Origin of the sequence: Roseospira marina (assembly GCF_014197855.1) — a bacterium.
In the GTDB taxonomy this organism is placed as follows: Bacteria; Pseudomonadota; Alphaproteobacteria; order Rhodospirillales; family Rhodospirillaceae; genus Rhodospira; species Rhodospira marina.
Genome location: NZ_JACIGJ010000012.1, coordinates 50,491 through 71,581, shown reverse-complemented (window position 1 = coordinate 71,581; position 21,091 = coordinate 50,491). Strand labels below are relative to the sequence as shown.

Below are 21,091 nucleotides of genomic sequence, written 5' to 3'. Positions count from 1 at the left end.
TTAGGGACCCGGATGACGCGGGAGCGTTCGGTCCGCAAGGGCGTCCATCCGGTCCGCCACCGCCCGCACGCCGGCGATGGTGGCGCGATCGGCCGGCACCCAGGTCACGGACAGGCCGCGCGCGGTCAGGGCACGTTCGTAGGGGGCGCGCAGCGCGGCGCCGCCGACCAGGATCACCGGGCCGTCGCGGAGGCCCGGATCTCGCGCCAGCGCCCCGTCGAGTTCCGCCCCGATCAGGGTCCCGGATAGAAAGCTGGCGATGGCCGCCGGGGGCAGGGCGCCGTACAGGAACCGGCCCCGCGACGAGAACACGTGGTGCAGCAGGCCCTCCGGCCCCGCCGCCTGCGCCAGTCCGGCGTCGAACGCGGCGGCATCGAACGGGGCCTCCACCTGGGCCGGTTGCCCCAGGATACTGGCGCCCAGCAGCACCGCGTGCATCTCTCCGGTCAGGAAGGTGGCGAAGTCCACCAGCCGGCCGCCCTCGGCCCGGGCCCATTTGGAGTGCGTGCCGGGCAGGCAAAACCGGGCCTCGGTTTGGTCCAGCAGGGCGAGCGCGCCCAGGATCTGCACCTCCTCCCCCCGCATCACGTCCACGTCGCCGTTCGAATCCCGGCGGTGCGCGCCGGGCAGGATCCAGGCGTTGTCGAGTCCCTCCGCGGCCACGACGTGGGCCGCCAGAACCTCGGGGCCGACCGGCAGGGAGGGTTGATCCGCCGTGCGCCAGCCGGAGGGCGCGCCGACCATGCCGGCCATCAGGACGGGCGGCACACCCCGGCCGTCCTCTCTCCAGGGTGCCAGCCGCCCGGCGCAATATTCGGGAAACGACAGACCGGTCATGGCGGTCAGGCCACGCCCCTGCGCGATGGTTTCCAGCACCGCGCCGCTCGCGGCGTCCACCAGCCACGCCCGAAAGCTGGTCGTGCCCCAGTCGACGACGATGATCGACTCGTTCGAGATCCGGTCCCTCATGGCGCGGCGCGTTCCGGCGCGGTCAGCCGCCGCCACTCCGCCACCAGGGCCTGGGCGCGGGCGTTGATCGTGTCGGGGGCGAGCCCGGGGGCGTACAGGGCGGATCCGATGCCGGCGCCGTCCGCCGTGGCGGCATGCCAGTCCGCCAGCGTGCCCAGGTCCACCCCGCCCACCGGCAGGATCGGGGTGCTGGGCGGCAGCACCGCGCGCAGGTCCTTCAGGTAGCCCGGCCCCATCCGACCGGCCGGGAAAACCTTCAGCCCGCGGGCGCCGTGGCGCAGGGCGGTGAAGGCCTCGCTGGGGGTCAGGCAGCCGGGCAGGGCGGCCAGTCCGGCCTCCGCCGCCGCGTCCAGCACGGCCGGGTCGGTGTTGGGTGCGACCAGGATATGCCCGCCCAGGGCGCCGAGCCGCCGCGTATCCTCGACGGTCAGCACCGTACCGGCGCCCACGGCGACCGTCTCGGGCATCGCGTCCAGCAGCCGGGCGATGCTGTCGAACGGCTGGGGCGAGTTCAGCGGGACCTCGATCAGGGTGATCCCCGCATCGACCAGGGCCTCGCCGACTGCCACCACCTCGTCCGGCTTCACGCCGCGCAGGATGGCGACCAGCGGCATGGCGGCGAAGGCGGCCTCGAACCGGGGATGTGCGATCCTTACCATTCCGCGATACTCCCGTCGGTGTGGCGCCAGATCGGATTCTTCCAGGTGTGCCCCTCCTTCGCCCGTTCGAGCACGGCCTCTTCGTTGATCTCGACCCCCAGGCCCGGCCCTTCGGGGATCGGCAGGAAGCCGTCTTCCGAAATGGTCAGCACCGACGGATCCACCACGTAATCCAGGATATCGGAGTTCACGTTGTAATGGATGCCCAGGCTGAACTCCTGGATGAAGGCGTTGTGGCAGACCGCATCCAACTGCAACGAGGCCGCGACCGTCAGCGGTCCCAGCGGGCAGTGCGGCGCCACGGCCACGTCGTAGGTTTCCGCCAGAGTGGCGATCTTGCGCCCCTCCGTCAGGCCGCCGCAGTGCGACAGGTCCGGCTGCACGATGTCTACCGCGCCGGAGTCCAGCACCGGCCGGAACTGGGTGCGGTGGAACAGCCGCTCCCCGGTGGCGATGGGGTAGCCCAGGCCCTGGGTGATCGCCGGCAGGATGGCGAGGTTCTCCGGCAGCACCGGTTCCTCGACGAACAGGGGGTGGAACGGCTCCAGCTCCCGCAGCAGGACCTTGGCCATTGGGCGGTGCACGCGGCCGTGGAAGTCGATGGCGATGCCCACGTCGCGCCCCACCGCCTCGCGCGCCTCCGCCACCCGGGCGACGGCCTCGTCGATGCGGGCGTGGCTGTCCACGATGGCCATCTCCGGCGTGCCGTTCATCTTGAAGGCCGTGAAGCCTTTCGCGACGATGGCCCGCGCCTGCCGTCCGATGTCGGACGGCCGGTCACCGCCGATCCAGGCGTACATGCGCATCGTGTCGCGCACCCGCCCGCCCATCAGGGCGTGCACCGGCACGCCCAAGGCCTTGCCGGTAATGTCCCACAGGGCCTGATCGATGCCGGCGATGGCGCTCATCAGGATCGGGCCGCCCCGGTAGAAGCCGCCGCGATAGAGGGTCTGCCACAGATCCTCGATGCGGCGGGGGTCCTTGCCGATCACGTACTCCGACAGTTCGTGCACGGCCGCTTCGACGGTGGCCGCGCGTCCCTCGATCACGGGCTCGCCCCATCCGGCGAGACCTTCATCGGTCTCGACCTTCAGGAACAGCCAGCGCGGCGGGACACGGTAGGTTTTCAGGGCGGTAATGCGCATGACGACGCCTAATTCACGAGCCACATGGCGAACTGGGGCTCGAACAGGAGGAGGGCCAGCACGGCGATCTGGATCGCCATGAACGGCACGACGGAGCGGTAGATATCGCCCAGTGAGATGTTCGGTGGCGCGACGCCCTTCAGGTAGAAGGCGGCGGGTCCGAACGGCGGGGACAGGAACGACACCTGCATGTTCACCGCGAACAGGATGCCGAACCAGATCGGGTCGTAGCCGAGTTGCTCGACGATCGGCACGAAGATCGGCAGGCACAGCATGGCGATGCCGATCCAATCCAGGAACAGGCCCAGGATCAGCAGGATCAGCATCATCACCATCAGGATCAGCACCGGCGCCATGTCCAGGCCCAGGATGGTCCCGGAGACGAAGCGGTTGCCGCCCATCAGGTTGTAGACACCGACCAATGTCGCGGCGCCCACGCCGATCCAGATGATCATGCCGCAGGTGTTGATGGTCTGGGTGACCGCCTGCTGCATCAGCGTGAGTGTGAATTCGCGCCGGATCATGATGCCGACCAGCACGCCGAACACGCCCATGGCTGCCGCCTCGGTCACCGAGGCCACGCCGCCGTAAATCGAGCCCAGCACCATGAAGGCGATGACCGCCGGCAGGATGATGTGCCGCATGGCGCGCAGCTTTTCGCGCCACGGCATGCTGGCTTCCTCGGCCGGGACGGGGGGGCCCATCTCCGGGTTCCAGAAGCAGCGCGACAGCACATAGGCCATGTAGCACAGCATCAGCACCACGGCCGGGGTGATGGCGGCGGTGAACAGGTCGGCGATGGAGACGCTGGCGATCAGGCCGTAGATGATCAGCACGATCGACGGCGGCATCATCGTGCCCAGGGACCCTCCCGCGCAGACCACGCCGATCGACAGGTGCTTGTCGTAGCCCAGGCGCAGCATCTGCGGCAGCGCCAGCAGGCCGAGCAGCACGATCTCGCCGCCGATGATGCCGGACATGGCGGCCAGGAAGAACGCCACCACCAGGGTCTGCACCGCGACGCCGCCGGGCACCCGTCCCGCCAGCACGCGCATCCCGTTGAACAGGTCGCGCGCGATGCCGGAGCGGTCCAGCAGCGAGGCCATGAAGACGAACATCGGCACCGCCACCAGCGAATACTCGGTGATGAAGCCGTAGACCCGGCTGGTCACCAGCGGCAGGGCATTGGGGCCGAACCAGCCGTAGGTGAAGACCAGCGCGACCATGCCGGTGGTGAAAGCCAGCGGCAGGCCGGTCAGAAGAAGCAGAAAGATGCTACCGATGAGCACATAGGTGCCAAGCTCGATGCCCATCGCGTTCAGGCCGAGGCTGCCCATGTTACCGGTCCTCCGCCGCGTCGGCGTCCGGTCGGGCGCGCAGGGATTGAATCAGGTGCAGGGCGGCCTGCACGGCCATAAGGCCGACGGCCAGCAGAATGAACCCTTTGGCGACGGCCGGGAACGGTGGGTTCCACGAGGTGCCGGAGCCCTCCAGGCTGATCGCGCCGCTCGGGTTGTGTGTGGCGCGATAGAAGAGCTGCCACGCGGCGTAGGTCATGCCGACGCAGAACGCCAGAATGACGCCGTTGTTGAACACATCCAGCCAGCGGCGGGCGCGGGGCGGGACGGCGTCATAAATCACGCGGACCCGGATGTGCTTGTCGCGGGCCAGCGCGACCGGCCCGCCGAGCGCGAACAGGGCCGCGATCAGGATCACGGTGGTTTCGTGCACCCAGGACGTCGGCGCGTGGAAGGCGTAGCGCATGACGACCTCGAACACGCTGATCGCCATGGCGATGAACACCAGCCAGGCGATGCCGTCGGCGGCGCGGGCGATGACCCGGTCGAGACCGGTTCGGATGACGCCTTCGGCCGCCTTGTGCGGGTCAGGCTCCGGGGTGGAGGGCAAATTTTCGTTGGAAACGGATGGGCGCAGCGGATCGGACATCACCGGATCCCTCCAGGAACGAGGGCAGCGACAACAACACAAGGCGGGCGAAGGGGCGCCGCGCGTCGGTCAAGCGATCGCGCGCGGCGCCCACATCCGTCAGAGCAGGTTGCGGTCCTTCAGGAACACGACCACGGAGTCATAGACCTTCTGGGTCATCTCGTTCCGCTTGGCCCAGTTGGCCCATTCCTGCTGGGCGATGGCGCGGAACTTTTTCCGCTCCGGGGCCGGCAGGTCGATGATCTCGATGTCCGGATCCGCGCGGGCTTCGGCGACGGCGACCAGATCGCGGGCCTTCAGCTTGAACACGAGATCATAGGCCAGGGCGTCCGTGGCGGTGCTCATGATGGCTTTCAGATCGTCCGGCAGGCCGTCCCAGATCTCCTTGTTCATGGAGACCGCCACCATCGGCAGCGAGTGGAACCCGGGGTAGCTGGGGTAGCGCGCGAAGCTGTGCAGCCCCTGGTCCTGGTTGGTGGCGAACACGGTGTAGTCGGCGGCGTCGATCACGCCCTTTTCCAGACCGGTGTAAACCTCGGAGCCGGGCAGGTTCACCGGCGTGGCGCCGGCCTTGGAGAAGATGTCGTAGACCATGCCTTCCGGTGCGCGCAGCTTCAGGCCCTGAAGGTCCTCGACGGTGCGGATCGGCTTTTTGGAGACCAGCGCCTCCAGCCCGGTTGCGGCGGCCCCGATGAGTTGCACGTTATACGGATTTACGAGCTCGTTATACAGCTCCTCGCCGCCGCCGTACTGCATGTATTCCAGGAACTCCAGCGGATCGCCCCAGGCGCCGACCAGATTGCCCAGCATGGAGAACGCCGGGTCGAGACCGGAGAAATAGCTCGGGTCGGTCAGATGACCCTGGAGGATGCCGCTGCCCACCGCGTCGAGGGTCTGGTTGTGGGGCACCACGGCGCCGGTCGGCAGGATTTCGATCTCGATGCGGCCGCCGGACATTTCGTTGATGTTGTCGGCCCACGCCTGCTTGATCTTGAACTGCGGTTCGCCCGCCGTTTCCGAGGTCTGGAACGTCCACTCATAGTCGGCGGCAAGGGCCGGCGCGGCCATCATCGCCACGCCCAGAACGGCGCCGGCGGCGCCCTTCAGCAGCGGGGTCACGGACTGCAGGGTCATCACGTCCTCCCATAGAGTTTTGCACGCATCGGCGTCCGGGGCCCGTGCGGGGGAGCGGACGCCGCAGTGCTCATGCCTCGGGCCTGTCGGCACCGGGGACCGGACTCGCCCAGGCGCGGGCGAGCAGGGCCGGATCCGCCATCGCGTCGCGCCCGTCGAGGCCCAGGTCCTGGCCGGTCCGGGCCATGACGTGGACGGCCGCGCTGAACGCGGCTTCGGGCTGGCGCAGGCGGATGCATTCCATCAGGCGGCGGTGGCGCTCCAGGCTGTCGCGCAGCTCTTCCGCCGTGTCGTTGGTCTTGCGGATCACGATCAGGATGGTGGGTCGCAGGATGTGTGCCAGTTGCGACCAGACCAGATTGTGCGTGGCGCGGTAGATGGCGGCATGAAACGCCACATCGCTTTCGGTGAAGGCGGCCGCCAGACGGGCGTCGGCCTCCTCGGACTCAGACGTCCCGGGCGACGTCCCGGGGGATGTCTCGGGGCCCGTTCCGGGCGGCGTCGCGGGCACAGGGGCCGGCCGTCGCTCCGCCTCGTTCAGCGCCCGCTCCATGCCCAGATAGCCCTCCTCGATCGCGGCGAGGTTGCGGGCGTTGGCGCGCACGGCGGCCTGGGCCGAGATGAACGGCTCGGTGGCGCGGCGGAATTCGAAAATCTGGCGCAGGATCTCGGGGTTCGGCGCGGCGTAGTCGGCCATCCAGCGCGTCACGAACGGGTCGAGGATGTTCCAGTCCCCGTACTCGCGCACCACGGTGCCCTGGCCGGCGTGCCGGCTGATGATGCCCAGCGACGTCAGGCTTTGCAGACCGGCGCGAATGGTGGCGCGGCTGACCGCGAAGCGCTCGGCGAGGTCGACCTCGCGCGGCAACAGGGTGCCCGGGGGGTAGGTGCCGGAGAACAACTCGTGTGCGAGCCGTTCGGCCACGCGGCTGCCCTGGTCGCGGGCGGTGCCGCTGTTGGGGGTGCCGGTTGGACCCCCGTCGAGGGGACGGGCGGGTCCGGATGTCGGAGCGTGGGGTCGGGACATGCGCCGCACCCTCGTGCGACCCCCGGTGTCGTGACGGTTGGCCGTGGTGGTCAACCGGACGGCGCGGGAGTTTGTGACAGTTCAGTGACAGCGACGGTAGTTCATGTCTGACAAACGGTCAAATACATCTTACTTGCGCACCGCATATGTTTATCTTGCGATGCAGCATGCGCGACATGGGGCGTGTGCCGGGTGGGAGCGCCCGCGCGGCGGCGTCCGGCCAGATGTGCCGGAGCGCTTTGGTCAGAGCGATGCGTTTGGGACCGTGCAAAAAGGGCCCAGAGCGGACAGGCCGGTTTCCGGGCAACGGCCCGGGATGGCGGACGGGTGAATCGCTTTCCAATCAACCCGCTTATCACGGTGTCCGGTGGGTGTCCGACCGGTGCCTGGGCCGCGTCCCGACTCCGCCCTCCGGTCACTTTCGCGGGGAGTCGTCATCAGCCCAGCGTTCCAAGAAGCCGAGGTTCGGGAAAACTATCGCTACCCAGAGCGCGCACATACCGCTACCCAGAGCGCACACAGACACATGATGATATTCGGCGACCCGCAAAGGTAGCGACCATGACGTCCAAGATCGATTCCAACGCCCCATCCCCGATCACCGCCATACATCCGGCCCTTGCCGCCGCCCTCGCGGCGAAAGGCTACAGCGCGCTGACGCCGGTTCAAATGGCGATGATGAATGAAGATCACGATGACGCCGATCTGTTGGTCTCGGCGCAGACGGGCTCGGGAAAGACGGTCGCCTTCGGCATCGCCATCGCGCCGACGCTGCTTGGAAACGACGCGTGTTTCGACGCCGCCGCCGCGCCGCTCGGTCTGGTCATCGCGCCCACGCGCGAACTTGCCATTCAGGTCCAACGGGAACTCGATTGGCTCTACGCGGCCGCGCAGGTCCGGATCGCGACCGGCGTGGGCGGCATGGACATGCGCACCGAACGCCGTGCGCTCGACCGTGGCGCCCATCTCGTCGTCGGTACGCCCGGACGCCTGCGCGATCACATCACGCGGGGCGCGCTGGACCTAAGCGCCGTTCGTGCCGTGGTTCTCGACGAAGCCGACGAGATGCTGGATCTCGGGTTTCGCGAGGACCTGGAATTCATCCTCGGCGCCGCGCCGCAGGAGCGCCGCACCCTGCTGTTTTCGGCGACCGTGCGGCGCGGCATCGCCGAGTTGGCCAAGACCGTGCAGAAGAACGCGGTGCGCATCGAGACGACCGGGTCCACCGAACAGCATGCCGACATCGAATACCAGGTGATGCTGGTGCGGCGCGACGAGCGCGAACACGCCATCATCAATACGCTGCTCGATTCCGACAGCTCAAGCGCCCTGGTGTTCTGCCACACCCGTGAAGCGGTTCGCCATCTCACGGCGCGCCTCGCAAACCGTGGTTTCAGGGTGGTTTCGCTTTCGGGTGAGATGGCGCAATCGGAGCGGTCGAACGCGCTGCAATCCATGCGCGACGGACGCGCAAGTGTCTGCGTGGCGACCGATGTCGCGGCGCGCGGCATCGACCTTCCGAACCTCGACCTCGTGGTCCACGCCGACCTGCCGAGCAACCCGGAGACCCTGCTGCATCGGTCCGGCCGGACCGGCCGCGCCGGTCGAAAGGGCATCTGCGTGCTCATCGTTCCGGAACACAGGCGTGGCGCGGTTCAGCGCGTGCTTACCTTGGCGAAGCTGACGGCGACCGTTCGCGCGGCGCCCGGCATTGCCGATATCGAGGCGCGCTACCGCCGACGCATCATCGATGCCGCCGCCTCTGCCGCGCCGCCCGACGAAGCGGAGTCGGACGTCGTGGCCGAATTGCTCGACCGGGTGGGGCCGGAGCGCGTTGCCGCGGCGTTCCTGCGCACGCAAATGGCCGCCCACCCCGTGCCCGAGGACCTTGTGCCGCTTCCCGCCGAAGCGCTTGAGACCAAAACGTCCGGTCGCGACCGCCGGTCCGCGGACAAACACGCGCCGGGTCGCGAGCCGCGAGGCCCGGACATGCAGGACGGCGTATGGTTCACCCTCTCGCTCGGGCGCAAGCACCGCGCCGACCCGAAATTCCTGCTGCCGATGATCTGCAACGCGGGCGGCGTGACGAAACGCGATGTCGGCGCGATCCGGATTGACGACACCGAAACCCGTTTCGAAATCGCCGCCGACAAGGCCGCCGGTTTTGCGGACCAGCTCAAACAGCCGGGCAGCCTCGAGAACGGCATCATCATCGCGCCGGCCGGTGAGACGCCCGAACGGCCGAGATACGCGAAACCGAAGTTCAAGCCGGACGGCAAGCCGACCCGCAAACACCAGGCCCCGTCAGCGGATCGCGGCAAAGCGATGAAACACAAGAGCCGCAAACCGAAGCGCCCGTCCTGAGCGGGGCGTTTCGGCCCTGCGCCGCCGGAATGACGGCGTTCGCGAGCCCGTCGCGGCCGATCGAACGACCATCAAGGGCGTACTACGGAACGGACGAAAGAGGCCGTGGGCTGTCTGTCCGCTGACTGCTGAGAGGCGGGCGAAAGCCGACATTGCGGACAAAACCGCGCTCAACCGCTCCCGACCCAACGCCGCCGGTCATTAGCTTGATCGGGGCACCACAAACCGGACATTACATGATAGCAAAACATATCGCGGCCTTCGGGTTTTTGCGACATAAGGAGGAAAGATCGTGCTGCCGAGCTTCGAAACTGACCGCCTTAGGGTTCGGCCTCGCACGATAGCTGATTTCGAAGCCTGTCTTGCGATGGATCGCGATCCAGCAGTTACGCGATTTATACCCGGCCCGTGGAATGACCCCGCAAAGCATGAAGCCTTTCTAAGAGAAAGGATTGAGACCTCACTTGGTGATGGGCTTGGCTATTGGTCAATTTTCCCAAAAAACCAACCCGAACAGTTCTTGGGGTGGGTTCTTCTAATCCCCTATGATGGCGTCGGCCCCGAAGTTGAAATCGGTTGGCGTCTTAATCAATCCGCTTGGGGAAACGGCTTCGCACCGGAAGCTGCCCGCCCAATCGTTGAGCACGCTTTTTATACTGTCGGGCTTGACCGCATCGTCGCGGACATCGACGTCGGCAACATTTCCTCGCTGCGCGTCGCAGAAAGGATTGGCATGAAACACATTGGCGATAGTGAGCACGGGGACCATCCCTGCAAATGCTATGTAATGACCAAGGCAGATCTGGCTGAACTAATGTCGCCGAACTCCTGATCTTCGACTGGAAGTCCGCTTCAGCCCTCGGTCATGCCGAAAGCGGTCTGACAGCTATCCACCCTCTGCGGTCCTTTCCAGCGGGTGCGATGATGTCCGGTTCCGACATGACGGCCAAGGCGGCTGGACGACGATAATGGGCGCATGCTGGCCGAAAGCGCGGCTCTTGCCCGCTCACACCGTCGCCTAAGGGATAGGCGATACGCCGGACGAATTCCGTCAGGCGGTGGCGTGCGCGGGAGAGGCGGAGGGGGTGCGCTCGGCGCTGCCGACGGCGCCCTCGGCGGTGCGGCCGCGCGATCGGGCGGGCGACTCGCGGGACGGGGCGGCCTCGGTCGTGGGCCGGTTGGCGGCCACGGGCAGGGACGCCCCCGGGCTGGCCGGTGCGCAATGGGCGTTCAGGCCGCCGCCGACCTTCATGGACAACGTTTTGTACGACACCGTGCCCTCGACCGAGCCGGTGGTGTCGATCGCCACGCGGTCGCAGTCGATCAGGCCGGTGACCCGGCCGCCGATCTCGGCGGAGGCGGCGCGCACCGTGCCCTCGATGGTGGCGCCGCGGGTCACGCTCAGGGCCCGCACGCTCAAAGAGCCCTCGACGTGGCCCAGCACGTCCAGGTCTCCCTTGCTGGTCACGTCGCCGTACACCCGCAGGTCGGCGGCGAAAACGGATTTGGTCATGACGATCTTGGCTCCCAACGCGATCGGAAGTCTAACGAACACCCCTCGGCTTGAACAGGCCCGAGCTGCCGCGTCGCGGAGGACCGGCCCCCTCCGCGTCCGAACGGGCGGCCGCCCCGGCCCGTCACGACGGACGGTGGCGGGACTCGCGCCGGAGACTCGGGCAGAGCCTCGCGTAGAGCCCTGAGTGAGCCCCCCCGGCGAGGCTCCATGTGAGGGCCCCCAGGTAAGGCCATACGTTCAGGCTAGCCGCGATCGTGGCCGACCATGGACAAGAACTCGCGTCGGGTGTCGGACGAGGTGCGGAAGGCGCCCAGCATGCGGCTGGTAACCATCGTGACCCCCGGCTTGTGCACGCCGCGCGTGGTCATGCACTGGTGGGCGGCCTCGATGACCACGGCGACGCCCTTGGGTTCCAGCACGTCGTTGATGGCGTTGGCGATCTGGGCGGTCATCTTCTCCTGAATCTGGAGCCGCCGGGCGAAGGCATCCACCACGCGCGCCAGCTTGGAGATGCCGACCACCCGGCTGTTCGGCAGGTAGGCGACGTGGGCCGTGCCGATGATGGGCACCATGTGATGCTCGCAGTGGGACTCGAGGCGGATGTCGCGCAGCAGCACCATCTCGTCGTAGCCCTCGACCTCCTCGAAGGTCCGGCGCAGCAGGTCCTCCGGATCCTCGGCGTAACCGGCGAAGAACTCCTCGTAGGCGGCGGCGACGCGCTTGGGCGTGTCCACCAGCCCTTCGCGCCCGGGGTCGTCGCCGGCCCACCGCAGCAGGGTGCGAATGGCGTCTTCGGCCTCCTCGCGTGTCGGCCGCTCCACGGCATCGCCCCCGGGGCCGCCGGAGACTCCCGCGCTGTCGCGGTAGTCGCGGGGGGCCTGCGGACGGCTGGTCGATCGATCGAGGCTCATCGGGCGTGATCCTTTGCTGTCGCTGCTATAACCGTGGGGCGCGTGCGGATCGGTCCAGCGCCTCGGGTCGCGTGGATCGCGACCCGAGGCCCGGCGGCGCGCCCGGCGCCGGCCACCTTAACGGTCAGGTGGCGCCAAACCATCCGGATCGCAAGGATCTGCCGTACCGCGGTCGCCGGTCTTGTCTCGCAGGGTCCTCAGATCGGGACGCCGTCACGGCTCGAACACGATCTGGACCCAGTCGCTGCTGAACTGGGAGCGTCCGAATTCGATCGGGTGTCCGTCGGAGTCGACGTTGAGGCTTTCGGTCAGCAGGATCGGGCGGGTGCGGTTCTGGTGCAGCCATTCGGCGTCCCGTGCGGTGGGCATGCGGGCGGTGACCTGGGTCCACTTGCGTCGGTAGTCCATGATCCCGAAGCGGCGCAACGCGGCGGTCACCGACCGTTCGGCCCGGACCGCGTCGTCGATCCCGGGGAAGCGGCGCGCCGAAAAGAAATGGTCGGAGTAGGAGACGCGGTGGCCGTCGCAGTCGCTGACGACGCTGACGCAGGCCAGGGTGTCCTGGGGGCGGAGGCCCAGGGCGTCCGCCGGCAGACCCTCCGCCCGCAGCGTCCGGACGTCGACGACGGCGCGCGACGGCCGCCGGTTCTCGCCGATCACGTTGTCGGTGAAGCGCGTGCATTGCCCGATACGGTAGGACAGGATCGGCTCCTGCACGAAACTGCCCCGGCCCTGTTCCACGCGAATCAGGCCGCGATCCTCCAACTCGGCCATGGCGCGGCGGATGGTGTGGCGGTTGACCCCGAACCGGTCCGCCATCTGCGCCTCGGTCGGGATCTGGTCGCCGGGCTTCAGCGTCCCGTCCGCAAGCGCGGTCTCGACGTGAGCCTGCACCTGCCGCCAAAGGGCGACACCACTGCGGCGCGCCAGGACCATGGTCTGTCCTCCCTCTGCTTCGGAGCGCGACCGCGCGAACCCCGGATCCACAAAAAAGCAAAAACTCTAGGGCTGCAGACCTAGGCCAGCAGATTATGCGTGTCCATATGACCCGGGTGGTCCGCCGGAGGGCGTGCGGACCGGACCCGTGCCACCCGATGGCGTGGTCCCCAAAAGCTTCCCTTGACGCCCGCCGGGGGGGCTCCGACAAAGGCGGTCAGGAGACCGCTGCCGCGCCCCCGCCGTTTCGAGGCCTCATGACGCCCTCCGACACCCTGATTCTGACGAACACCCGCGTCGTCACCCAGACCGATGTGCTGGACACCGGCACCGTGGTGGTACGCGACGGCCGGATTGTGGAGGTCGACGACCGCGTCAGCACGGCGCCTGGCGGCCTCGATCTGGGCGGCGACTACCTGCTGCCCGGGCTGGTCGAGATGCACACGGACCACATGGAACGGCACTTCATGCCGCGCCCGAAGGTGCTGTGGCCCTCGCCCCTGGCCGCCGTGGCCGCGCACGACGCCCAGATCGCCGCCGCCGGCATCACCACGGTGTTCGACGCCATCTCGTGCGGGCAGTATTCCGACGGTTCCATGCGCCGCCAGATGCTCGCCGATCAGATCGCGGCGGTGAAGCACGCCCGCGCCGAGGGCCTGTTGCGCTGCGATCACTGGTTGCACCTGCGCTGCGAGGTGGCCGATCCCTGCGTGGTGGAGATTTTCGAGCCCTATCGCCAGGACCCGCTGGTCCGGGTGGTGTCGCTGATGGACCACACGCCCGGCCAGCGGCAATGGTCCGATGTGTCCAAGCTGCGCCAGTTCACCAGTGACAAGGGCCTGTCGGGGGACGAGTTCGACGCCCGCATCCGCAAGAGTCTCGGCGATCAGGCGCGCTATGCCCACACCCACCGGCTTCAGGTGCTGGAGATGCTGCGGGACCGCCCCGACATCGTCCTCGCCACCCACGACGACACCACCGAAACCCACGTGGACGAGGCCCTGAGCGAGGGCGCCACCATCGCCGAATTCCCCACGACCTTCGCCGCCGCCGCCAAGGCGCACGGCGCGGGCATGAAGACCATTCTGGGCGCCCCGAACGTTGTGCGGGGCGGGTCGCACTCCGGCAACGTCTCCGCCATCGATCTGGTGCGCGCCGGCGTGCTGGACGGGCTGTCCTCGGACTATGTGCCGATGAGCCTTGTGCACGCCGCCTTCGTGCTGCCGGAGATCACGGACCTGACTCTGCCGGCCAGTGTCGCGCTGGTCAGCGCCAACGTGGCCGATATGGTTGGGCTGGACGACCGGGGCCGTATCGCGCCGGATCAGCGGGCCGATCTGGTCCGGGTGGCGGTGGCCGATGGCGTGCCGCTGCCGCGCGACGTCTGGCGTGGCGGCCGGCGGGTGTGCTGATGACGTCGCCCCGGTACGCCCTATACCACGCGCCGGAGCCCGGCTCGCCGTTGGCCGAGCAGGCGGTCTTGTGGCTCGGTCGCGATGCGGAAACCGCTGAGGCCCGGGAGCATCCGGCCGTTCCCGGCCTCGACGCGGGTCGGATCGCGCGCTTGACGGCGAGCCCCCGGTTCTACGGTTTCCATGGCACGCTGAAGGCGCCGTTCGCGCTGGCGCCCGGGACGACACCGGACGATCTGGTGGCGGCCGTGGACCGGTTCGCGGTCGATCGGGCGCCGTTCACGATCCCGCCGCTGACCGTGGCGGCGCTGGGCGGGTTCCTGGCTCTGGTGCCGTCGGCGCCGTCTCCAGCGCTGGAGGATCTGGCGGCGGCCTGCGTGCAGACGTTTGACGGCTTCCGCGCCCCGCCCGCGCCAGACGAGGTGGCCCGGCGACAGGCCGCCGGCCTGACGGCCGCGCAGGCGGCGCTGCTGGACCGCTGGGGCTATCCCTACGTGCTGGGGGAGTTCCGCTTTCACATGACGCTGACCGGCCGCATCGACGATCCGGCGGAGCGGGCCGCCGTCGCCGACGCCCTGACGCATCTGTTCGCGCCGCTCCTGGGCGCACCGGAGCCGGTGACGGGAGTGGCGGTGTTCCATCAGCCCGACCGGACTCAGCCGTTCCGGGTGATCCACCGCGCCCGGTTCGGGGAGAGCCAAGCGTAACCCAGCGTGCGTCCAAGCGGTGCCGAAGGGGCTTACGGACAGGGGTGGGCGTGGCTGTCCGGCACGCAGACGACGGCCTTCGCCAGAAGCTGGATGGCGGCGCGCTGCTCCCCGCGGTCGATACCCGGGCCGGAGGCCGGGTCGAAGGGCGCGGTGCGCCAGATCCGTTGCACCAGATAGATCCCCTCCAGGCCGCGCACGGCCTTGAAGAATGCGGTCTCGCCGTGGTCGGAGCGGGTGTTGTGGCCGCAGCCCAGGGTCCAGAAGCCCGTTTCCAGGCCGTTGGTCTCGCCGCGCTGAAGGGCACCGCCATGGGGGGCGGCGCAGGCCTGCTCGTATTGCGCCTGGGCGCGGGCGTGCAGGGCGTCCAGTGTCGGCGGCGCGGCGGTCTTCAGAACCTGGACCGTGACCATGTCCTGCCAGTCGGTGCGCGACTGCCCGGCCGGGACCAGATGGACCACGCGGCGGTCGGGGTGGGCGTCGCGGTAGACCTCGGTCCAGCCGGGCGGCGGTGTGAAGCGCAGGGTCTCGGCGCCGCCGAAGGGCAGGCTGGCGGTGTCCTGGGCCGCCGCGCCGGACGCGGCCAGCAGGGGCAGCGCCACCAGCAAAAGGGCGGCCCAGGGGGCCGCGCGGAGGCTCTGGCGACGCGGTCGGCGCATGACGGGGGGTTCCCTCGCGGAGACAGATGGCGGCGGTTGGGCCCATAGTCAGTGTGCCCCGATCCTGGTAACCAAACGCTTAGCCTTCCGCCCTCTCTCTTCGTTTCTCTCCGTTGGACCCCGCCGCCATGCCCGATTTTGCCCTGGAATCCGACCACGATGGCCTGGTGTGTGGCGTGGACGAAGCCGGACGCGGCCCGCTCGCCGGGCCGCTGGTGGTGGCCGCCGCCATCCTGGACCCGGCGCGCCTGCCGGTCGCGCTGCGCGACGGGCTCGATGACTCCAAGGCTCTGGCGGCGGCGCGACGCGAGGCCCTGTTCGCCGCGCTTCAAGACAGCCCGGCCGCGCGCTTGTCCATCGTGGTTGTCGATGTGGCAGAGATTGAGCGCCTCAACATTCTCGGGGCGACCCTGGCCGGCATGGCCCGCGCCGTGGCGGGCCTGGGCGCTCCCCCGCCGACGCTGGCGCTGGTGGACGGCAACCGGCCGCCGACCCTGGCGCCGGAGCCGCCTTGCGCGGTCCGTTGCGTGGTGAGGGGCGATGCGAAAAGCCTGACCATCGCCGCCGCGTCCATCGCGGCGAAGGTGACGCGCGACCGGTTGATGGTGGCCCTGGACGCCCGCTATCCAGGGTACGGCTGGGCGCGCAACATGGGGTATGGCACGGCGGAGCACCGGGCGGCCCTGCTCACGCAGGGCGTGACGCCGGAACACCGGCGGGGGTATGCGCCCGTGCGGGCCGCTCTGGCGGCACGGGAGACCGACGCCGCCCCTTTGCAAAGCCCCACGTCTGGTATGTGAGGCGGGGGGCGGACTCTATCCCTCGCGGATCCAAGGGCTATAGTACCGCTTTGGAAACGGTTCCTAGTGCCCTGATTCAGAACGTATATTGCTATTGCGACTCGGGGGGCGTACAACGAGACAACGACACGACGAGACCCGCGGGGAGCCCGCGCCGGTCCGCGTTCCGACGTCCGCTCCCCGAAATCTGCCCCGAGACTGGCCCCGAGACCGACCATGACCACGCTGAAGACCGATTGTATCCTCCAGGGCGAGTGCGCCGCGATCCTGGACGGCCTCCCGGACAAGTCCGTGGACGTGGTGTTCGCCGATCCGCCGTACAACCTTCAGCTTGGGGGCGACCTGCTGCGGCCGAACAACAGCCGCGTGGACGGGGTGGACGACGCCTGGGACCGCTTCGCCGATTTCGCGGAGTACGATGCCTTCACGACGGCGTGGCTGCGCGCCTGCCACCGGGTGTTGAAGGACACGGGCACGCTGTGGGTCATCGGCAGCTACCACAACATCTTCCGGGTGGGGGCGCAGCTCCAGGATCTGGGGTTCTGGGTGCTCAACGACGTCATCTGGCGCAAGACCAACCCGATGCCGAACTTCCGGGGCACGCGCTTCACCAACGCACACGAAACGCTGGTGTGGTGCTCCAAGGGGCCGGACGCGCGCTACACCTTCAATTACGAGGCCATGAAGGCCTTGAACGACGGCTTGCAGATGCGCTCCGACTGGAGCCTGCCGCTGTGCACCGGGCCGGAGCGCCTGAAGAACGGCCAGGGCGAAAAGGTCCACCCGACCCAGAAGCCGGAGGCGCTGCTGCATCGCGTGATCCTGGCCAGCTCCAACCCCGGCGATGTGATCCTGGATCCGTTCCTGGGCAGCGGCACTACGGCGGCGGTCGCCAAGCGTCTCGGCCGGCGCTGGATCGGCATCGAGCGCGACCCGGACTACATCGCGGCGGCGCGAGAGCGGATCGCGGCGGTGGTGCCCGTGGATGACCCGACGCTGGTCACCACGCCGCGCAAGCGGTCGGAGCCGCGTATTCCGTTCGGCTCGGTGGTGGAGCGTGGGCTGCTGCCCCCCGGCACGGTGCTGTCGGACTCGGCCGGGCGTTGGTCCGCCCGCGTGCGGGCGGACGGTACGCTCATCAGCGCGGATCACCGGGGGTCGATCCATCAGGTGGGGGCGGCGGTGCAGGGCGCGCCGGCCTGCAACGGCTGGACCTTCTGGCATATGCGGGCCGGCGAGGACTCCGGGCGTCTGGTCCCCATCGACCTGCTGCGCCAGCGCCTGCGAGCGGAACTGGCGGCGGAGGGCACCGGCACCACCGGGCAGAGCGGCGGCGCGTTGCAATAGGGCCGACGGCCCGATCGGGCCCGCCTGCGCCCGCGCGCCAGCGGATGGTCCGCCGGAACACAGGCCTCGCAGCGTGCGCTCAGATAGGAAAACAGGCGCTCCGTCCGAGCGTCCGTGCCGCGCATGCCCGCCCTCTCTCTTCAAAACCGGAGGGAAGAGCGAATAGTCTCAAACCGAGATTGACGGCACCCGAGAAAAGAACTACCCGTTCGCCCATGGCGAGGCAGAAGGAATGGTTGATCGCGCCTAAAACACAGATTTGCATTAAATTTACATGGGGGCGTTCTGTGAGCGACAGTGAAAACGTCACAGGCCTAAAGGGGGCGTGGAAGACGAAATTTGAAATACTAGAAAAAGCAGGTGCGGACGATGGTTTAGATGCTTACTTTAAGAGAAAGAGCAAGCTCAGGTTCCGGGAGCAATTTAAAATATCGTTTAATATATGGGCTCTTGTATTTGGCCCATTTTATTATTTTTACAAGAAAATGTGTCTTAAGGGCGCATTTTTAACGGGAGTTGTCTTTTCTATAGATGCGGTTCTCGTACTTATTGAGAGAATAAGCGAAATAAATTTCCCGGCAACAACGCACGCAATTCCTGCGGCTGTTCTATTTTATTCAATGGCAAACTATGATTATTATAGATTTTGCGTAAAACAGGAGCGTTTCTGGAATGGGCTTCCGAAAATATTTTCGACGAAAGTGGGCGCTATCGGCTTTCCCTGCGTAGCCTTCTCTGCCTTAATGTTGGTATCAGTACTGTCATTTGGCTATGACGTCCCGAAATGCGACGCCTCTGAGACAGTGAGTCTTCTCACAGATATTCTCGACATTCAAGAAAGTGATCAGGGCGGAGCAGACCACGAAGGCACGTCATCTTACGCTTTTCGTGATATAACAACCATAAGCACGGATGATCAGACCGGATTTCACACGTGCGGAGCGCATTTTTATAATACAGATGCCGGCGGCAGCAATAAAGATGAGCTTTTCGCTTCCTATACTGTTCGAATAACAGGTGACGGCACCAGGTTTTACATTAATGTATTTGATATACGCTAACGCATACGGGCCGCAATCGAGCCGGGTGTCCCCCGGTTCCACCCCGGAACCGTGAGCGTCCGGTTGAGGTGCGTCGCCGGCACCCGTAGCCCACGGCCCTACGCCAATCCGTAGAAAGCCCGGGCCTGCCCAAGGGCCGGTTGCGATGGGCCTTGTGGTCGATACCGCTCTTCAGGCCTCGCTCCGCCGGCGTTTCCTCCGTCTCCGCGGAACGTTAGGCGCTGTCCACCCAGACCTCCGAGGCGGTGTTGGTGTCGTCGAGCACCGCTCCCATCCCTGGCTGTCGTGCGCGGCCGCGTCCGCGATGTCGCCGCGCCGGCTCAGTTGGGCCCGTAGCGGATGTAATCCGTCCAGGTGCGCTCCAGATGCTCCAGTGTGCCGAACGCGGTGCGCAGGCTGTCATCGGTGACGTTGTGCCGCTTCAGGTTCTGCACCAGCACCTGCTGGAGTTCCCCCACCACGCGCGAAATGGCAAAGCCCTTATCCGTCAGGCTGAGCCGGGTCGCGCGGCGGTCGTGCGGGCTACGCTCTTGCGTGAGGTAGCCCAGCTCCGTCAACTTTTTGATGTTGTACGAGACGTTCGAGCCATGGTAGTACCCTCTGTCTCGCAGATCCCGGATGACGACATCTTCCTGACCGATGTTGAACAAAAGGAGAGCCTGAACGGCGTTGATTTCCTCGTTGCCGACGCGACGCAGCTCCGTTCGCAGCACATCCAGGAAATGGCGGTGCAGCCGCTCAACGAGCTGCACAATCGCCGAATAGGACTCGTACACGCCGTCCCCCGTTCTTTGGTGGCCGAAGCCATCAGCGCTCTATGGATCCCGTCTAAGCGAGATACGAACCGAATTTTCGCCAGTTTTGCCGCGATCTTCAAGGAAAACCTCAGGCCGTTGTGTAGGTCCGCTACAGCAGCCCCTGGGCCTTGAACGAGACGTGCCCGCCGCGCCCCACGATGACATGATCGTGCAGGGTGACCCCCACCGCGTGCGCCGCGTTGCGGACTTGCAGGGTCATCTGAATGTCCGCCTTGCTGGGGGAGGGATCTCCGGACGGGTGGTTGTGCACCAGAATCAGGCTGCTGGCGTGCAACTCCAGGGCGCGTCGCACAACCTCGCGCGGGTAGACCGGGGTGTGGTTGACGGTCCCTTTTTGTTGCAGCTCATCGGCGATCAGGCGATTGCGCGTGTCCAGAAACAGGATGCGGAACTGCTCCACCGCGCGGTAGGCCATGGCGGCGCGGCAGTAGTCCAGCAGCCGGTCCCAGGAGGACAGAACGGGTGTGTCCCGCACCGGATCGCGCAGCAGGCGGACCGCCGCCGCCTCGACTGTCTTCAGGGCGGCGAGGCCGGTGTCGCCCAGGCCCTTGATGTCGCGCAGGCGCGCCGGCTCGGCCGCGATGACCTCGGCAAAGCTTCCGAAACGCTGGAGCAGGGCCTTTGCGAGTGGTTTTACATCACCGCGCGGCTGCGCGAGGCAGAGCACCAACTCCAGGAGTTCGTAGTCGGGCAGGCCTTCGGGGTTGGCCAGGAACCGCTCCCGCAGGCGCGCGCGATGGCCGGCGTAGTGCGGCACACCGACCCCGGGCGTGCCTTCGGACCCGGCCGGGTGCGGCGCGGCGACATCCGCGTCGCCCAGCGGTAACGCCGGATCGGCGGGAGCCGGATCAGCGGTGGAGGAGCGGCGGCGGGAACGCGACATGGGCAAGTTTCGGGGGGCGGATTCGTGGCGGGAATCAGAGGGAGCCGCCGCCACTGTCGCACATCCGGGTTCGCCCGTACAGCGGGTGCCGCTACCCGCCCGCGCCCGACGCGGGCGGGGCATCCTCCACCTTGTGGCGCATCAGCAGCGGCACCTGGGCCAGGCTGAACACCAGCGTCAGGGGCAGGATCCCGAACACCTTGAAGGTTACCCAGGTGTCGCTGGAAAAGCCGCGCCAGACCACCTCGTTGAGGGCGGCCAGAACCAGAAAGAACCCGATCCACCGCACCGTCAGCAGGGTCCAGCCCCGATCCGTCAGGTGAAACGCTCCGTCGAAGACCAGCTTGAGGAAGTGCCGCCCCGTCATCAGACCGGCGGTCAGCAGACCGGCGAACAGCAGGTTGACGATGGTCGGCTTGATCTTGATGAACAGGTCGTCTTCCAGCAGCACGGTCAGGCCGCCGAAGACGAAGACGAACACCGCGCCGACCAGCGGCATGATGGGGACCCGCCCCATCAGCACGCGCGAGGCCACCAACGAGATCGCCGTGGCGACGATGAAGGCCGCCGTGCCGGGGATGAGCCCGAACCATGCGTTGCTCAAGAAGAACACCAGGAGCGGCCCGGCCTCCAGCACCAGTTTGAGCCACTGCCCGTCACCCGCGCCGGTTTCGGGGGGCGGGGATGACGGGGACGGCGGCGGCGAGGCGGGGGCAGCGGACATGGCGGGGCGTGTCTCCTGTTCGTGGGGCGGGGATCCGTCGGCTGGATGCGGGAAACCCTTTGCACCGGGATG

21 protein-coding genes are annotated in these 21,091 nt (G+C 67.4%); 7 read left to right on the top strand and 14 right to left on the bottom strand.

Going from position 1 to position 21,091, the window contains the following annotated elements; all coding sequences use genetic code 11:
• From GGD82_RS14890 to GGD82_RS14860, 7 genes are all read right to left on the bottom strand, one after another.
• Positions 1 to 969: a 2-dehydro-3-deoxygalactonokinase gene (locus GGD82_RS14890; RefSeq protein ID WP_150063211.1), complete on the bottom strand. Its 969-nt coding sequence runs from the start codon at positions 967 to 969 to the stop codon at positions 1 to 3.
• Positions 966 to 1,628 carry a 2-dehydro-3-deoxy-6-phosphogalactonate aldolase gene (locus GGD82_RS14885; RefSeq protein WP_150063210.1) on the bottom strand — a complete coding sequence of 221 codons (663 nt, stop codon included), beginning with the start codon at positions 1,626 to 1,628 and terminating at the stop codon, positions 966 to 968. Before GGD82_RS14885 ends, GGD82_RS14890 begins: the two co-directional genes overlap by 4 nt.
• Entirely contained in the window at positions 1,622 to 2,773 is a 1,152-nt protein-coding gene (dgoD, locus tag GGD82_RS14880; RefSeq protein ID WP_150063209.1) for a galactonate dehydratase, read from the bottom strand. Before dgoD ends, GGD82_RS14885 begins: the two co-directional genes overlap by 7 nt.
• 8 nt (positions 2,774 to 2,781) lie before the next feature.
• The gene (locus tag GGD82_RS14875; RefSeq protein ID WP_211364800.1) at positions 2,782 to 4,110 is read right to left on the bottom strand and encodes a TRAP transporter large permease; all 1,329 of its coding nucleotides are present in this window, start codon (positions 4,108 to 4,110) and stop codon (positions 2,782 to 2,784) included.
• Between the two features lies 1 nt (position 4,111).
• On the bottom strand, positions 4,112 to 4,720 hold the full coding sequence (locus tag GGD82_RS14870) for a TRAP transporter small permease subunit (protein ID WP_150063208.1): 609 nt from the start codon (positions 4,718 to 4,720) through the stop codon (positions 4,112 to 4,114).
• Positions 4,721 to 4,819: 99 nt separating this feature from the next.
• Positions 4,820 to 5,854, bottom strand: a complete 1,035-nt coding sequence (locus GGD82_RS14865) for a TRAP transporter substrate-binding protein (protein ID WP_150063207.1) — start codon at positions 5,852 to 5,854, stop codon at positions 4,820 to 4,822.
• A gap of 70 nt (positions 5,855 to 5,924) precedes the next feature.
• Entirely contained in the window at positions 5,925 to 6,881 is a 957-nt protein-coding gene (locus GGD82_RS14860; RefSeq protein WP_150063206.1) for a FadR/GntR family transcriptional regulator, read from the bottom strand.
• Between the two features lie 561 nt (positions 6,882 to 7,442).
• Here GGD82_RS14860 and GGD82_RS14855 point away from each other — a divergent pair.
• Positions 7,443 to 9,245: a DEAD/DEAH box helicase gene (locus tag GGD82_RS14855; RefSeq protein ID WP_150063205.1), complete on the top strand. Its 1,803-nt coding sequence runs from the start codon at positions 7,443 to 7,445 to the stop codon at positions 9,243 to 9,245.
• Positions 9,246 to 9,537: 292 nt separating this feature from the next.
• Positions 9,538 to 10,077: a GNAT family N-acetyltransferase gene (locus GGD82_RS14850; protein WP_150063204.1), complete on the top strand. Its 540-nt coding sequence runs from the start codon at positions 9,538 to 9,540 to the stop codon at positions 10,075 to 10,077.
• A 219-nt stretch (positions 10,078 to 10,296) separates the two neighbouring features.
• Here the strand turns inward: GGD82_RS14850 and GGD82_RS14845 are convergent, their stop codons facing one another.
• The 3 genes from GGD82_RS14845 to phnF form a co-directional block, all read right to left on the bottom strand.
• Positions 10,297 to 10,758: a bactofilin family protein gene (locus GGD82_RS14845; RefSeq protein ID WP_150063203.1), complete on the bottom strand. Its 462-nt coding sequence runs from the start codon at positions 10,756 to 10,758 to the stop codon at positions 10,297 to 10,299.
• A gap of 245 nt (positions 10,759 to 11,003) precedes the next feature.
• Positions 11,004 to 11,672, bottom strand: coding sequence for a GTP cyclohydrolase I FolE (folE, locus tag GGD82_RS14840; protein ID WP_150063202.1), 669 nt, complete (start codon positions 11,670 to 11,672; stop codon positions 11,004 to 11,006).
• A 213-nt stretch (positions 11,673 to 11,885) separates the two neighbouring features.
• The gene (phnF, locus tag GGD82_RS14835; RefSeq protein ID WP_150063201.1) at positions 11,886 to 12,608 is read right to left on the bottom strand and encodes a phosphonate metabolism transcriptional regulator PhnF; all 723 of its coding nucleotides are present in this window, start codon (positions 12,606 to 12,608) and stop codon (positions 11,886 to 11,888) included.
• Between the two features lie 257 nt (positions 12,609 to 12,865).
• Here phnF and GGD82_RS14830 point away from each other — a divergent pair, with 257 nt between their 5' ends.
• Positions 12,866 to 14,020, top strand: coding sequence for an alpha-D-ribose 1-methylphosphonate 5-triphosphate diphosphatase (locus GGD82_RS14830; RefSeq protein WP_150063200.1), 1,155 nt, complete (start codon positions 12,866 to 12,868; stop codon positions 14,018 to 14,020).
• A complete protein-coding gene (locus GGD82_RS14825) occupies positions 14,020 to 14,727 on the top strand; it encodes a DUF1045 domain-containing protein (protein ID WP_150063199.1) in 708 nt (235 codons plus the stop codon). The genes GGD82_RS14830 and GGD82_RS14825 overlap by 1 nt, the downstream gene beginning before the upstream one ends.
• A 32-nt stretch (positions 14,728 to 14,759) precedes the next feature.
• Here the strand turns inward: GGD82_RS14825 and GGD82_RS14820 are convergent, their stop codons facing one another.
• Positions 14,760 to 15,386 (bottom strand): hypothetical protein, encoded by a 627-nt coding sequence (locus GGD82_RS14820; protein WP_150063198.1) that lies wholly within the window; start codon positions 15,384 to 15,386, stop codon positions 14,760 to 14,762.
• 128 nt (positions 15,387 to 15,514) lie between these two features.
• Here GGD82_RS14820 and rnhB point away from each other — a divergent pair, with 128 nt between their 5' ends.
• From rnhB to GGD82_RS14805, 3 genes are all read left to right on the top strand, one after another.
• Positions 15,515 to 16,186: a ribonuclease HII gene (gene rnhB, locus GGD82_RS14815; RefSeq protein ID WP_150063197.1), complete on the top strand. Its 672-nt coding sequence runs from the start codon at positions 15,515 to 15,517 to the stop codon at positions 16,184 to 16,186.
• Between the two features lie 216 nt (positions 16,187 to 16,402).
• On the top strand, positions 16,403 to 17,533 hold the full coding sequence (locus tag GGD82_RS14810) for a site-specific DNA-methyltransferase (RefSeq protein WP_150063196.1): 1,131 nt from the start codon (positions 16,403 to 16,405) through the stop codon (positions 17,531 to 17,533).
• Positions 17,534 to 17,748: 215 nt separating this feature from the next.
• Entirely contained in the window at positions 17,749 to 18,594 is an 846-nt protein-coding gene (locus GGD82_RS14805) for a DUF2628 domain-containing protein (protein WP_184013293.1), read from the top strand.
• 320 nt (positions 18,595 to 18,914) lie between these two features.
• Here the strand turns inward: GGD82_RS14805 and GGD82_RS14800 are convergent, their stop codons facing one another.
• The 3 genes from GGD82_RS14800 to GGD82_RS14790 all read right to left on the bottom strand — a co-directional run bounded on the left by GGD82_RS14800 (position 18,915) and on the right by GGD82_RS14790 (position 21,019).
• Positions 18,915 to 19,370: a helix-turn-helix domain-containing protein gene (locus GGD82_RS14800; RefSeq protein WP_170284366.1), complete on the bottom strand. Its 456-nt coding sequence runs from the start codon at positions 19,368 to 19,370 to the stop codon at positions 18,915 to 18,917.
• A 130-nt stretch (positions 19,371 to 19,500) separates the two neighbouring features.
• Positions 19,501 to 20,295 carry a RadC family protein gene (gene radC, locus GGD82_RS14795; protein ID WP_150063194.1) on the bottom strand — a complete coding sequence of 265 codons (795 nt, stop codon included), beginning with the start codon at positions 20,293 to 20,295 and terminating at the stop codon, positions 19,501 to 19,503.
• A gap of 91 nt (positions 20,296 to 20,386) precedes the next feature.
• A complete protein-coding gene (locus GGD82_RS14790; RefSeq protein ID WP_150063193.1) occupies positions 20,387 to 21,019 on the bottom strand; it encodes a septation protein A in 633 nt (210 codons plus the stop codon).
• Between the last annotated feature and the right edge of the window lie 72 nt (positions 21,020 to 21,091).